Genomic DNA, 13,404 nt, shown 5'->3' with positions numbered 1-13,404 from the left:
CATTGTCGGTGAGTGGGGGAGGGGTCAGGCATTGACGCCCTGTTTGCGTTCGGTTTCGGCCATGGCCGCCAGGCAGCGCTCTTCGGCCGTATCCAGTTCCAGCTGCATCTGCTGGATATCCAGCAGTTGCTGTTCGAGTTGCGCGCGGCGCGCGGCGATCTTGTCCATGAAGGTTTGCAGCTGCTTGCGGTTGCCGCTGCTGGGGTCGTAGAGGTCGATCAGCTCCTTGCACTCGGCCAGGGAGAAGCCGATGCGCTTGCCGCGCAGGATCAGCTTCAGCGCCACCAGGTCCTTCGGGCTGTAGATGCGCTCCTGGCCACGGCGCTCGGGGCTGAGCATGCCTTGCTCCTCATAGAAGCGGATGGCGCGGGTGGTGACGTCCAGTTCGCGGGCCAGGTCGGAAATGCTGTAGGTGGTGGGCATGGTCAGGGCTCGTGGCTGTGTTTACCTTTACGTTAACGTAAACCTGTGCCAACCTGACTGTCAACTACGCTGCACAACGGCAGTCGACGGCTGGAATGGCCTGATACTTGCTGCCTGGGGGGAGGTGGGCCCGCTCTTTACGGACGCGGGCCGGGGGTGTAGACATTCAAGGCGTGCGACTTGACCGCCGACCCATGCCGGGGCGAACGCTGGAGCGAGAGATGGCGCAAGACATTCGAATAAAAACCGCTGCCGATCCACTGCACGAGTCGCGTCAGGCTCGTTTGAAACTGGCCAGTGAAGGCGAACTGCCCGAAGGCGTGCTGCGCGACGAAATCGATGCGTCGTGGCGGCGCAGCCTGGGTCACGGGCTCAACTGCCTGGAAGGCGATCATGTGGGGCTGGAACAGGGCCACGACCTGCAACTGCTGCTGGACAGCAACCGCCTGCTGATCGATGCCGCCACCCCGGAACTGGAGTACCTGGTCAGCCAGCAGGGCAAGGGCGGGCTGATCATCCTGGGCGACGCCCAGGCCAACGTCCTGGCCATCGAGGGCCAGACCGAATTCCTCAAGACCTTTGGCCTGCGCGACCTGCGCCCCGGCAGTTGCTGGAGCGAATCCCAGCGCGGCACCAACGCCATTGGCACGGCGGTGGTGGAAGGGCGCCCGACCTTGATCAACTGCGGCGAACACTACCTGGACCGCCTCAGCCCTTTCTCCTGTACCTCGGTGCCCCTGCGTGATCCCCAGGGCCGCGTGGTGGGTGTGCTCGACCTGACCCGCGAAGGGGTCATGGCCCAGCCCCAGGACAACCTCTCCACCCTGATGCTGGCTGCGGGCAACATCGAGAGCCGCATGTTCGGCCTCTGCTACCCGGACCACCTGGTGCTGGCCTTCCACAACCGCCCGCAGTACCTCGGCAGCGCCTGGCATGGCCTGCTCGCCCTGAGCCTCGACGGCGAAGTGCTGGCCGCCAACGAACGCGCCTGCGACCTGCTGCAAATACGCCGTGAAGCCCTGGTGGGCCGGCGTTCGAGCGACCTTATCGGCGAGCGTTCGCCGCAGTTCATCGCCCGCCTGCTGCAGGGCGGCGTGAGCAGCGTGCAGACCGCCAAGGGCGAGTTCTTCTTCCGTGCCTTGCAGGTGCCGCGCCACACCAACCTGAGCGGCCCTGCACCGGCAGCCAAGGTGCCGTCCGCGCAGAAGGCCCAGATACTGGAAGAGCTGGCCGGCCGCGACAGCCGCTTCGCCCGTGCCCTGCGCATGGCACGCCAGGGGCTGGCCAACGAACTGCCGGTGCTGCTGTTGGGCGAAACCGGCACCGGCAAGGAAGTGGTGGCCCGTGCCCTGCACCAGTCCGGACCGCGTGCGGACAAACCCTTCGTGGCGGTGAACTGTGCGGCCATTCCCGAAGGCCTGATCGAGTCCGAACTGTTCGGCTACCGCGAAGGCGCCTTCACCGGTTCGCGCCGGGGCGGCATGGTCGGACGGTTGATGCAGGCCCACGGCGGCACCCTGTTTCTCGACGAAATCGGCGATATGCCCCTTAGCCTGCAAGCTCGCCTGCTGCGGGTGCTGCAGGAACGCAAGGTGGCCCCACTGGGGGCGGGCGAAGAGCAGGACATTGACGTCGCGGTGATCTGCGCCACCCACCGCGACCTCAAGCGACTGGTGCAGGACAAGCACTTCCGCGAAGACCTCTATTACCGCGTCAACGGCGTCAGCCTGCGTCTGCCGGCCCTGCGTGAGCGGGAGGACCTGGCGGGCATGATCGCCAGCGTGCTGCACAAGTTCGGCGCGTCCAGCGTCAGCCTCGACAAGGACCTCACCGAGCTGCTGTCCGGCTACGACTGGCCGGGCAACATCCGCCAGTTGGAAATGGTCCTGCGCTCGGCCCTGGCCATGCGCGAGGAGGGTGAAAAGGTGCTCGGCCTCGACCACCTCACCGACAGCCTGCTGGACGAACTCACCGCCAGCTGCCGCCAGCCCGGCAGCATCCGCGAGAACGAGCTGGAACTGATCCGCAGCGCGCTGGACCGTCACCAGGGCAACGTCTCGGCCGCCGCCGATTCCCTTGGCATCAGCCGCGCGACGCTGTATCGCAAGTTGAAGCAACTCAGGGGATGACTCAATTCCGAGTAGGGGCGAATAGTCCTTGTAGGGGCGAATTCATTCGCCAAGGGCAACGCAGTTGCCCCCGAATATCCAGAGGCAGACCTTCGGCCTGCTTGGCGAATGAATTCGCCCCTACAGTGTTCCGGTTCTCCCTGGCAGTGATTCCATGACCCGCCTCTTCCTCAAACTGGTGGAAACCAGCGACCCCGACCTGCTGCGCCGTGCCCTGGCCTGGCTCTACGGCTTCGTGCGCCCGCAGCTGCGCGCCATCCTGGTGCTGCTTGGCCTGTCGCTCGGTGCCTCCCTGCTGGTGCTGGCCCAGCCCTGGCTGACCAAGACCCTGATCGACGATGGCCTGCTGGCCAAGGACTTCGGCCTGCTGGTGCAGGTGGCGGTGGCGATGATCGCTGTCGGCATCCTCGGCACCGTGCTCTCGGGCATCAATCGCTACCTGCACACGCGGCTTTCCGGGCGCATCCTCTTCGCCTTGCGTGATGACCTCTATCGCCACCTCCAGCAACTCTCACCAGCCTTCTACGGGCGCAAGCGCATCGGCGACATCCTGTCCCGGCTCGATGGCGACGTGGCGGAGATCCAGCGTTTCGCCGTGGATTCACTGTTCTCGGCGGTTTCCAGCGTCATCGGCCTGCTCGGCGCGGTGACCCTCATGCTGCTGCTGTCCTGGCAATTGTCGTTGCTGCTGGCGCTGTTGATCCCCATCGAAGTGCTCTGGCTGCGCTGGATGCGGCGCAAGGTGGAACGCGAAGTGCGCAGCCTGCGCGAGCGTTCGGCGGATGTGTCCTCCTTCCTGGTGGAAACCCTGCCGGCGATGAAATTCATCCAGGCCGCCGGCCAGCAAAAGCGCGAATCCCACCGCCTGGAAGGGCTGGGGCAGGGCTACATGAGCCAATTGCTGCGCGTGCAGGTCACCGAATTCTTCACCCACGCCGTGCCCGGTACGCTTACCTCGCTGTCCCGTGCCTGTGCCTTCCTCATCGGAGGTTATTGGGTCATCCAGGGCACCTGGCAACTGGGCGCGCTGATCGCGTTTTCCACCTATCTCGGCATGGCTGTGGGGCCGGTGCAGAGCCTGCTCGGCCTGTATGTCGCGCTGCAACGGATGACCGTCAGCCTCGGCCGGGTGATGGAACTGCAGCAGGAGCCGGTGCCGGTACGCCAGCCCGAAGCGCCCAAACCCATGCCGGAGGGCAGGGGAGAGCTGCGCCTGGAAGGCGTGCACTTCGCCCATGAACAGCGTGCCGGCGCCGTGCTGCGCGGGGTGGATGCGGTGATTCCGGCGGGTCTCAAAGTGGCTGTCAGCGGCGCCTCGGGTGTCGGCAAGTCGACCCTGATCGACCTGCTACAACGCTTCTACGACCCCGACCAGGGCCGCATCCTGCTGGACGGCGCCGACCTGCGCGAGCTGGACCTCTTCGCCCTGCGCCGGCGCATCGCCGTGGTCAGCCAGGACATCGTCCTGTTCCGCGGCACCCTGGCCGAAAACCTCGCCTACAGCGCTCCCGACGCGAGCCGCGAAGCACTGGAGGAGGTCGCGCGCCTGGCCCGCCTCGACGGCCTGATCGAGTCCCTGCCGCTGGGCCTGGACAATCCGCTGGGCGAACGCGGCCAGCAACTTTCCGGCGGCCAGAAGCAACGCATCGCCATTGCCCGCGCCCTACTGCAGGCCCCGCTGATCCTGGTGCTGGACGAAGCCACTTCGGCGGTGGACGAAGCCACCGAGCGCGAGGTGATCGCCGCCATCGACCAGCTTTTCGCGGGCCGTACCCGAATCCTCATCAGCCACCGGCCTTCCACCCTCGCCCAGGCCGACGTTGCCTTCCGCCTGGAGCACGGCCAGCTTCACAGCCTGGAACCCGAGCAGGTGAGCCATGGCCAGTGAACTGGCCATCGGCATCATCGACAGCGGCTTTGCGGTTGAGCAGGGCGGTCGCGTTGCCCTGTCGCGCCGTTTCTGGCTGGAAGGTGGCGAGCTGCGGGAGGGCGAATGCCAACCCGACGCCCTTGGACACGGCAGCGTGGTGCTGGATACCCTGACGCGCCAGAGCGGCCCGGTCCGCCTGTGCGTAGCCCAGGTATTCGCCGAGCGCTGGCGGACCAGCCCCTTGCAGATAGCCGCCGCCTTGCACTGGCTGATCGAGCAGGACGTTGCCGTGGTGAACATGAGCCTCGGCCTGCGCAACGACCGCCCGGTGCTGCGCGAAGCCAGCGTGCTGGCGCAGACCGCCGGCGTCATGCTCTGCGCCTCCAGTCCGGCCCAGGGTGAGCCGGTGTTCCCAGCCAGCTATCCGGGGGTGATTCGCGTGACTGGCGACGCCCGCTGTGCGCCGGGGCAGTGGTCCTGGCTGAACAGCCTGCAAGCCGATTTCGGCTCCCATGTGGCGGCGGCCAACGGTGCCGCGGGCTCCAGCGTGGCTTGTGCGGCTCTCTCCGGCATCATCGCCGGCTACCTGCGAGCCAACCCAGCCGCCAGCCGCGAGGCGGTACTGGGCTGGCTGCGCGAAGGCGCAGCCTTCGTCGGACCGGAGCACCGTGGCCATGCTTGAGATAGTCGTGCTCGGTGCCGGACCTGCCGGCGCAGCGGTGGCGTTGGGGCTGAAACGGCTCGGCTACGCCGTTCGCTTGGTTAGCGAGTGGCGACGTTTTACGGCGGTGGAAGGCGTTTCCCAGCGCGTGCTGGACGGTCTGCGGCAGGCCGGTCTGCATCACGCACTGGCCTGCGCCGCCGCGCCTTCGCCCCGCCGGGTGCTGTGGAATGACGACGGTCAGTCCATCAATCAGGAATCCCTGCTGGATCGCTCCCGTTTCGACACGGCCATCCGCGAAGACCTGCGTGAGGCCGGTATCGAAGTGCTGGAAGCCCGCGTACTGAAAGTGGAAAGCACGGATGACGGCCACCTGATTCATCTCGAACCGGGCGAGCCGCTGCGGGCCGACTTCCTCATCGAAGCCCGTGGCCGTTCGGCACCCCTGGCCGGCGGCCGCCTGCGCGGGCCGGAAACCCTCAGCCTGCTCAACCAGTGGCAGGAAGCGCCGGGCCAACCGGCCTCAGCGGTGGAAAGCCTGCCCGACGGCTGGGCCTGGATGGCGCGTCTGGCCGATGGCCGCTGCTACTGGCAGATCACCCTGGACGCCCGCGACCTGCCATCCAAGGACCAACTCCCCGAATACTGTGCCCGGCGCCGCAGCGAGTCGGCTCTGGTGCGCGAGCTATTCGGGCCCGAGGCGCTGCAACCGGCCAGCCTGCACGCCCGCAGCAGCACCGCCATCCTTTTCCACGAAGCGAGTGGCCCCAACTGGCTGCGGGTAGGGGATGCCGCCATGGCCGTGGACCCGCTCTCCGGCAACGGCATCTTCCAGTCCCTGTCGTCCGCCCTGCAGGCGCCTGCGGTGATCAACACCCTCCTGCAACATCCGGAACGCGCCGACCTCGCCCGGCGCTTCCACCAGAGTCGGGTGGAACACCTCTTCCTGCGCTTCGCCCGCACCGGGCGCGACTTTTACGCCCTGGAACAACGCTGGCCCGACCACCCCTTCTGGCGCGACCGCCGCACCTGGCCCGACGCCGAACGCCTACACGCCCCGGCGGATTTCGCGCAGGTGAGGGTAGAGCGGGCACCGGTCATCCACGGCGACCTGATCGAAGAAGCCGAAGTGGTCGTGACAGCCGACCAGCCCCTGGGCATCTGGCACCTGCAAGGCATCGAACTCGCGCCCATCGTTTCGGCCTTCAAGCGCGGCGAGCTGACCCAGGCCCTGGCCACCCTCCAAGAACAGCCCCGCCGCATGGTGCAAGGCTGGTTGCTGGCGCAGGGCTACCGCCCATGAGCGCCACGCGCTTTGTAGGGTGTGGTTGAGCCTTGTAGCCCGGATGCAATCCGGGAACGCGGGTGTGGGTATTCCCCGGATTTCATCCAGGCTACGAACTGAGCGGTTTCTCGTGGGAGCGATTTCAATCGCGAACAAATTCGCTCCCACAACGGTCATCCCGCAAGGAGGAGGTCCGGTTCGTTTCAGCGAGTCGCCGTCACCTTGTCCTTCGGCGGGCCAGTTCCACGATGCTGATCTCGCGCATGCGGAACTTCTGGATCTTGCCGATCACCTGCACGTTGGCCACCGCCGGGTGGGTGAAGAAGAACTCCTCCAGCTCGCGCGGGTAAACGTTCTCGCCGACGCGAATGATCATGTCCTTGCTGCGCCCGACGATGCAGGCGTAGCCGTTCTCGTCCATGGAGGCGAGGTCGCCGGCGTGCATCCAGCGGCCCGTAAAGAGGCGCTATGGTCGTCAGCCTGCAATCATGTCAGCAGCCTGTTGCGTGGCTTCAGTGGTGCGTGTTGCGAGCTTTCTCACTTCATCTGCGACAACGGCAAAACCGCGCCCTGCATCGCCTGCCCGCGCGGCTTCGATGGCCGCGTTCAGCGCCAGTAGGTTGGTCTGGTTGGCGATGCTCTGGATGGTCGCCACGATGCTGGTCAGCCTCGCAAGATTCTCCTGGATCTGCTGATGCTGTCGCTCCTGGGTCTTGCGGAGTTCATGTTCCTCATGACTGGCGTGGATGTCCGTCAGCGCTCCCACCACCCTGAGCGGGGTGCCATCGCTCGCTCTCCTGGTCTGCCCACGGGCGCGGAACCAGCGGTACTCTCCTGTTTTCCGCTTGAGCCGATAAGTAATGTCGAACGGAGTTTTTCCGGTGCGATCACTGATATGCGCCAGGAAAGCGTCCAGACTGTGTTGCTTGTCTTCGGGGTGAAGACGGGAGGACCAGCTGTCGAAGATGTCCGGGAATTCTTCGGCTGTTTCGAAACCGAGGAGTCGCCGAAACTGGCTGGACCACCAGATGGAGTTGTTCGGGTTCGTGGGATCTCCTGCGACGACCTCCAGATCCCAGAGCCCGTCATTGAGCATTTCTCGTGATATTTCGAAACGGGTATCGATGACCTCCCGCTCCAGTTCGAGCAGCTTCAGCTCGTGCGTATCCCGGAATGAACCGGCAATCCGCAGGGCTTGTCCGTGCTCGTCACGCAGCGCCACGCCGCATACCTGGAACCAGCGATACCCGCCGGCGTTGGTGGCGAGTCGGAACTCCGCCTGATAGGTCGCCTGGCCACTGCGACCGTTAATGTAGCCAGTGAAGAGATCCAGCGTGCGCTGTCGGTCTTGAGGGTGCAGCTGGTTGGTCCAGCTGCCCAGGCGGTCGGGGTAGTCCGCCTTGTCCTGATACCCCAGCAGCGAAGGCATCTGGTCCGACCACCAGACGGGATTGCCCGGTTCGAGAACGCCATGGGCAGGTATGTCCATTTCCCAGAGGCCCTCCCTTGCACTCTGGCAAATCAGCTCGAAGCGCGACTTCAGACGCTGCAGTTCCGCATTTGTGCGTCCCAGCTCGGCATCCCGGTTGCGCGCGTCCTGCTGGAGATCGCTGCAATCGACCTTGAGGCGTCTGAGCTCCTCCAGGTGCAGGATGATGCCTGTTGTCACCCGCTGCAGCAGTGGAGCTGAGTCCATGGCTGGTGCTGAAGTCCGCTCGGGAGATTCCAGCCATTCAGCGAGTGCAAGCAGGAGGCTCCTCTCCTTGGTGGCGTTGAAGAAGAACATTCAGCGGGATCGCCAGTCGGTGGCTTGCTCGAACGCATGGGCCGCACGGTAGATGTCGGCTTCGCCGAAGTGCTTGCCCACCAGTTGCAGGCCGATTGGCAGGCCATCGCGAATGGCGCAAGGGATCGACATTGCCGGATGCCCGGACACATCGAAGCCACAGGTGTTGCCGAGCATCTCGAAGGCGCGGCCCAAGTAGTCCGGCAGTGCGGCATCCGGGCTTGGCAGCGGGGTCGCCCTGATCGGCAGCGTGGGCATCAGCAGCAGGTCATATTTTTCGAACAGGCTGTCGTAGGCCTGGCGCAGTTGCCGGGCGATGTTCTGTGCCTTGCCGTAATAGCGGCCCTGGTACTGGCGGCTGAGGTACTCGCCCAGGATCATCGTCGTCTTGACCGTGTCCGGGAGGCTGCCCGCCTGCTCCCGCCAGCGCGCATGGTGTTCCATCATGCCGGTCAGGTAGAGGCCGCGCCAATTGAAGCCGTGGCTGTTGCCTTTCATCATCTGCTGGGTGGCGCCTTCGGCCGCGATTGCCAGCCAGATGACCGGACCGAGTGCGTGCATGGGAAGGGATACCTCTTCGACCGTCGCGCCGAGGGCCCGGAAGACCTCGCTGGACTCCAGCACCGCCTGATCCACGAGCGCTTCCGAGTTGGCCAGGCCGAAGCCTTCCTTGAGAATGCCGATCCGCATGCCGGCGACGCCGCGCGACAGCGCCTCGACGTAGCCGCCAGCCTGTGCGGCGTTCGACTGGCGAGGGTCGAGGCCGTCGGCGCCGGCCAGCACCTCCAGCATCAGTGCGTTGTCCCGGACGCCAGCGGTAATCGGGCCCAGGTGGTCGAGGGTCGTTTCGATGGGCATGGCGCCGGTATAGGGCACCAACCCATGGGTTGGCTTCATGCCATACACGCCGCAGAAGGAGGCGGGGATGCGAACCGAGCCGCCCTGGTCGCTGCCGACGGCCAGGTCCACTTCGCCTGCGGCGACGAGCGCGGCGCAGCCCGACGAGGAACCGCCAGCGGAGTAGCCATGCCGAAGTGGATTGTGTACCGGGCCGCTGGCCGCGGTGTGGGAGCCGCCAGAGAAACACAGCGCTTCGCAGACTGCCTTGCCGGCGATAGCCACGCCGGCATCCAGCAGTCGGGTGACGACCGTGGCGTCGACTTCGGGCAGATAGCCATCGAGGGTGAAGGTCCCATTGAGCATGGGGAGCCCGGCGACCGCGATGTTGTCCTTGATCGCGACGCTCTTGCCTGCCAACGGACCATTGGCCTTGCCGCGGATTTCCGACTTGCATTGCCAGGCGCCATAGCGATTCTCCTCGGCGCCTGGCACTCGAACGCCATGCCGTGGGTAGCGGACTTCGGGAAGAAAGTCCGGAAGTGCGTCGAGCTGGTCATACGCGTCGAAGTTGCCTTGTAGCGCTACCTGGTAGTCCGCTATCTGCGAAGCACTCAAGGTGATGCCGAGGGAGGCGGCGATCTCACCGAGTTGGTCATTGCTGGGTCTGAGAATGGACATGCTGCGTCCTCGTGGAAATCTGTGCTGAAAAAAAGGTGCGACGAGCGACGCGCAGGGGCTGTGCGTCTATTGCCTGCCTCGTCGCACCGGAAAGCTGTTCGTCAGGCCAGGAGCAGATAGCCGCCGAACAGGTCGACCACCACCGTTCCCGCATCCGCTTCATCGCCCCAGAGTTCCTGAGTCGTGAACTGGACGTGATAGGTGGGCTCAGACGGACTCGAACGGCCATGGCCGACCGCGTCGGGGAACGGCCATTCATGGGTAGTGCGGTGTACCACCACACCGCGTTTTCCACGGACATAGCCGGGCATGCGGATATGTCCGGAGACGAACTCGTCACGCACCAGCACCTGGTCGCCCACCTGGAACGGCCTGGCGGGAGGCCTGGCGTCACGCCCGGCACCCAAGGGCAGGGCCAGTGGGTATGCGCCCCCGGCCAGCTCCTCCAGGCGTTGCTGCTGGAGCGCACCCTTCTCGACGAACAGGGACGCCACGCCAACGATGATCCTGTCGTAGTAGCTCGACGCCAGGTACTGGCGGGGTTCCATGCGCTCGATTGCATGGCGGAGTTCGTCGACATTGAACAGGCCGAGTTCCGCCGCGCCGAGGAAGAGCAGGCTGTAGCCGAGGTTTTCCCAGTCTTCGTGGAATACCGGCTTGTAGCTCAGTGAGTTGGCGGTGTGCTGTACCCGGCTGAAGCCCTGGACGCCGCCGAGGTCATGTATGCCATCCATTTTTCATTCACTCGCTGCAGATGAAGGGAGTAGGCGCCGCCGGATTCAATCCCGGTCAGCTCGCCTGCCGTTTGCCGGAACTTCAGGGCGGGCGATGCCGATCAGCACGTCCTTGGTGACGAGCGCTGCCAGCTCTTCCTCCGTCCAGCCTTCCGTGCCTGCCGGTCGGAAGGGCAGGACCATGTAGCGGGTTTCGGCGGTGGTGTCCCAGACCCGGATCTCGACTTCCTGCGGGAGGTCGAGGCCCATTTCGCGGAGGACCGTGCGCGACTCCCGCACTACCCGGGCGCGGTACTCGAAGCTCTTGTACCAATCCGGCGGCAGGCCGAGTACGGGCCAGGCGGTGCAGGAGCAGAGGGTGCAGACGATGACGTTCTGCAGCGTCGGTGTGTTCTCCAGCGCGACGATGTATTCGCCCTGCACGCCGGTGTAGCCGAACTGGTCGCAGGCGGCGGTACCGTCGCGCAGCAGCAGTTCACGGTAGGCGGGGTCGACCCAGGCCCTTGCCACGACTCGCGCGCCGTTGGCCGGGTCGAAGTCGTTCTCCATGATCTCGGTGAACTTCTCAATATAGCCTTCGGGTATCAGCTCCCGCTCTACGAGAGCGTTTTTCAGGGCGACGGCGCGGGCGCCTGCCGACGCCGCTGCCTTGCTCGGGGCGTTACTCATGATCGTTCTCCTCTTGGCGAATCACCGGGCGCCTCAGGCGCCGCGCATCAGTCCGGTACCGGCGTGGCAGTTGATGTATTCGTAGCGCTGGTCTTCGGCGCGCAACACGCTCACTTCGTGGTAACCCTTCCACTTGAGTTCGGCCTGGAGCGTTTGCACCATGCGCATGAAGGTCCCGAAGATCTCGATGTGGGTGGGATGGGATTCGGACCAGCGCTCGAGGTGCGCCAGGGAGCGCCAGTGGCTGACCGAGAAGCTCTTCTCCTGCGGTTGCCCGATGGCGTCGATGTGCTGCATGTAGCGATTGCTGTAGCAGCCGACCGGCAGCCCTTCATCGCGCAGGAAGTTCATGCCCTCGCGCAATACCGGCTCCATTTCGCCGAGGTACAGCTCGCGCTCCTTACCGACCGTTTCGCTCCAGTCCTGACCCGAGCGGATGACCGTCAGGTTTTCATGGCCCTTGATCACCACGCGGGACGGCTTCTCATCGGCTACCAGCGCCCCGGCCGGCGCCATGGCATCGGTCTGGGACAGCGGAATCCGGTCGCGCATGCCGCCCCAGTAGCCATGCTCCTGAATCTCGTCGCTGCGGGTCCCCATGACAATGCCCACGCCCTCCAGACCCTCTGGCATGGCATAGAGCGTTTCGAAGCGCTCGACGCCCGGCGTCAGGATCTCGCGGAAGTAGCCCAGGCCATCGCTGCCGCGTGCGTCGGAGTTCCACCAGTCGGCGACCTGCGCGTTGGCTTCCCAGCGGGCGAGGGCAGCGGGATCGTTCCAGTAGGCGATGGCGATCATGTTGTCGTAGCCGGCGGCATCCACGTAGTGGGAAAGGTCGTGGTGCTGGGGGCCGTCACCCAGGGCAAAGCTGGCCACGATCTGCCGCAGGGCGGCGCACGCCGCGCCCAATTGGCTCTCGCCCTTGGACTGGACGCCGAAGTAGCCCATCACGAACTGGGTGACTGACGCGTCGGCGCGTCCCACCCAGGCGGGGAAGGGCGGGGTGTAGCCGTCATCGATGCGACGATTGCGGGTACGTGGGCACATCAGGTGCTTGTCGATTGCTGATTCCATGGTTTCCTCTCAGTTTTTCAATGCCGTCGGCCGCCAATGCGCGTTGGCATGGCACCTGGCTCGTTCTTGTTGGTGGTGAGAGCGGGGTCAGAACACGTGCGCGTAACGAAGATTCATGCGGAAGTCTTCGCGCGGGCCGTTTTCGACGGACAGATCCCGGCCCAGCTGGAGTTGCAACTGGTCCGTGGGGGTGAAGAAGCGGGTGGCGGTGAGGCGGAAGTTGGTGGTGCGCATGGCGTTGTCCAGGTCGACGCCATCGACCTCGGCTTCGCCGCCCCAGGTCTGCCCGAAGCCGACGCCCAGCGAAGTTGCCGGGTCCGGCATGTAGCGCCCCATCAGCTGCGCGGCATAGGACGTCTTCTGCTTGAGGGTGGCCGAGCCGGGACCATAGTCGTCGTTGTCGCCATACCAGATCGCGTCGCCAACCAGATCCACGGCCCACTTGTCGCCGAAGTGCTTGATGTAGGCCGTCTGGAAATCGACCTTCCAGCGGTTCTCGCCGAGGTTCATCGGATCGTCGTTGTCATAGCTGCCGGTGGGGACGTACAGGTAGGCGTTGAGGCTGAAGGTGTCGCGGGCGCTGTTGAGCAGGAACTTGATCGGCGCCGTCAGGATCAGGTCGCCGGTACCGCTGGCATCGCCGAGCGGCGAAGCGTCGCCGCCACTGGACACCTGGCCGAAGGGCAAGAGGAACTGCGGGTCGATGGTGACTGTGTCGCTCAGTTGGTAGACGTGCAGCAGGCGGAGGATGCCGATGTCGGAAGTCAGGTTGAAATCGGAGCTGGCCTCACGCCCATGGACGCGCAGGGAGTCGGTGGTCGCATGCTGGTAATAGACCACACCGATAGTGGCGCCAGCGGGGTATTGCTCGTAGTCACCCGGCGCCACTTCCGCGGCGAGGGTGGAGAAGGAAACGCCGATCAGCGTCAGGCCTGCCACTACGGATTTCTTAAGTTCGGGAAGCAACTGTCTTATTGTTTTCATTGTGTCTGCCTTGCTCGGAAAAGCCCTCGAATGGGCAAGTTGGGTCCATGACCTCCCTGGTCTTTCGCCAGGTCGTGGTTGGCGAACAGGCGACTTCCGGTGGCCATCGTTCAGGCCGTGGGTGTTTGTCGCTGACTCAAGGATGAGGCCGCTGCGCACCGGGCTTCTTGGCTGAAACGGAAGCAAAAATGTGCTCAGACGGTCCTTCCGTCGCGGGGCCTGGCAAGTGCCTGGAGGCTGTTGTATGAATTGCCCTAAAGCATCGGCCGAC

The 13,404-nt window shown here is 65.0% G+C and carries 10 protein-coding genes and 3 pseudogenes; 4 read left to right on the top strand and 9 right to left on the bottom strand.

All coding sequences use genetic code 11. The annotated features are described in order from the left end of the window. Positions 1-24 precede the first annotated feature (24 nt). Positions 25-423, bottom strand: coding sequence for a MerR family transcriptional regulator (locus THL1_RS15875; RefSeq protein ID WP_028630063.1), 399 nt, complete (start codon positions 421-423; stop codon positions 25-27). Between the two features lie 221 nt (positions 424-644). On the opposite strand from THL1_RS15875, the gene THL1_RS15870 reads away from it, so the two are divergent. The 4 genes from THL1_RS15870 (at position 645) to qhpG (ending at position 6,386) form a co-directional block, all read left to right on the top strand. Next, positions 645-2,552 (top strand): sigma-54-dependent Fis family transcriptional regulator, encoded by a 1,908-nt coding sequence (locus tag THL1_RS15870; protein WP_069084133.1) that lies wholly within the window; start codon positions 645-647, stop codon positions 2,550-2,552. Positions 2,553-2,706: 154 nt separating this feature from the next. Further along, complete coding sequence (locus THL1_RS15865) at positions 2,707-4,440, top strand: ABC transporter ATP-binding protein (RefSeq protein ID WP_069084132.1); 1,734 nt, start codon at positions 2,707-2,709, stop codon at positions 4,438-4,440. Next, entirely contained in the window at positions 4,430-5,104 is a 675-nt protein-coding gene (qhpE, locus tag THL1_RS15860) for a subtilisin-like serine protease QhpE (RefSeq protein WP_069084131.1), read from the top strand. The genes THL1_RS15865 and qhpE overlap by 11 nt, the downstream gene beginning before the upstream one ends. After that, on the top strand, positions 5,097-6,386 hold the full coding sequence (gene qhpG / locus THL1_RS15855; protein ID WP_069084130.1) for a flavin-dependent monooxygenase QhpG: 1,290 nt from the start codon (positions 5,097-5,099) through the stop codon (positions 6,384-6,386). Before qhpE ends, qhpG begins: the two co-directional genes overlap by 8 nt. Positions 6,387-6,651: 265 nt before the next feature. On the opposite strand, the pseudogene THL1_RS15850 reads toward qhpG, so the two are convergent. The 8 genes and pseudogenes from THL1_RS15850 to THL1_RS15820 all read right to left on the bottom strand — a co-directional run. Continuing rightward, a pseudogene (locus THL1_RS15850) lies at positions 6,652-6,819 on the bottom strand (AMP-binding protein); the annotation flags it as partial. 33 nt (positions 6,820-6,852) lie between these two features. Continuing rightward, positions 6,853-7,554: pseudogene (locus tag THL1_RS31385) on the bottom strand (methyl-accepting chemotaxis protein); the annotation flags it as partial. Positions 7,555-7,557: 3 nt separating this feature from the next. After that, positions 7,558-8,064: pseudogene (locus THL1_RS31380) on the bottom strand (PAS domain-containing protein); the annotation flags it as partial. A 90-nt stretch (positions 8,065-8,154) separates the two neighbouring features. Beyond that, entirely contained in the window at positions 8,155-9,672 is a 1,518-nt protein-coding gene (locus THL1_RS15840; protein WP_069084128.1) for an amidase, read from the bottom strand. Between the two features lie 101 nt (positions 9,673-9,773). Next, positions 9,774-10,406 (bottom strand): nitrile hydratase subunit beta, encoded by a 633-nt coding sequence (nthB, locus tag THL1_RS15835; RefSeq protein WP_069084127.1) that lies wholly within the window; start codon positions 10,404-10,406, stop codon positions 9,774-9,776. A gap of 45 nt (positions 10,407-10,451) precedes the next feature. Then, positions 10,452-11,075, bottom strand: a complete 624-nt coding sequence (gene nthA, locus THL1_RS15830; RefSeq protein ID WP_069084126.1) for a nitrile hydratase subunit alpha — start codon at positions 11,073-11,075, stop codon at positions 10,452-10,454. A gap of 33 nt (positions 11,076-11,108) precedes the next feature. Beyond that, positions 11,109-12,149: a phenylacetaldoxime dehydratase family protein gene (locus tag THL1_RS15825; protein ID WP_069084125.1), complete on the bottom strand. Its 1,041-nt coding sequence runs from the start codon at positions 12,147-12,149 to the stop codon at positions 11,109-11,111. A gap of 87 nt (positions 12,150-12,236) precedes the next feature. Continuing rightward, the gene (locus tag THL1_RS15820) at positions 12,237-13,133 is read right to left on the bottom strand and encodes a transporter (RefSeq protein ID WP_083245900.1); all 897 of its coding nucleotides are present in this window, start codon (positions 13,131-13,133) and stop codon (positions 12,237-12,239) included. Positions 13,134-13,404 lie beyond the last annotated feature (271 nt).

It is taken from the genome of Pseudomonas sp. TCU-HL1 (assembly GCF_001708505.1).
GTDB lineage: Bacteria > Pseudomonadota > Gammaproteobacteria > Pseudomonadales > Pseudomonadaceae > Metapseudomonas.
Note: the sequence above shows the minus strand (reverse complement) of the source record. Positions and strands in the feature narration are given on the sequence as shown.

Bases quoted from the DNA above. Each gene is read 5' to 3' on its own strand.
- THL1_RS15875 (WP_028630063.1), bottom strand. From the start codon at position 423: ATGCCCACCACCTACAGCATTTCCGACCTGGCCCGCGAACTGGACGTC.
- THL1_RS15870 (WP_069084133.1), top strand. From the start codon at position 645: ATGGCGCAAGACATTCGAATAAAAACCGCTGCCGATCCACTGCACGAG.
- THL1_RS15865 (WP_069084132.1), top strand. From the start codon at position 2,707: ATGACCCGCCTCTTCCTCAAACTGGTGGAAACCAGCGACCCCGACCTG.
- qhpE (WP_069084131.1), top strand. From the start codon at position 4,430: ATGGCCAGTGAACTGGCCATCGGCATCATCGACAGCGGCTTTGCGGTT.
- qhpG (WP_069084130.1), top strand. From the start codon at position 5,097: ATGCTTGAGATAGTCGTGCTCGGTGCCGGACCTGCCGGCGCAGCGGTG.
- THL1_RS15840 (WP_069084128.1), bottom strand. From the start codon at position 9,672: ATGTCCATTCTCAGACCCAGCAATGACCAACTCGGTGAGATCGCCGCC.
- nthB (WP_069084127.1), bottom strand. From the start codon at position 10,406: ATGGATGGCATACATGACCTCGGCGGCGTCCAGGGCTTCAGCCGGGTA.
- nthA (WP_069084126.1), bottom strand. From the start codon at position 11,075: ATGAGTAACGCCCCGAGCAAGGCAGCGGCGTCGGCAGGCGCCCGCGCC.
- THL1_RS15825 (WP_069084125.1), bottom strand. From the start codon at position 12,149: ATGGAATCAGCAATCGACAAGCACCTGATGTGCCCACGTACCCGCAAT.
- THL1_RS15820 (WP_083245900.1), bottom strand. From the start codon at position 13,133: ATGAAAACAATAAGACAGTTGCTTCCCGAACTTAAGAAATCCGTAGTG.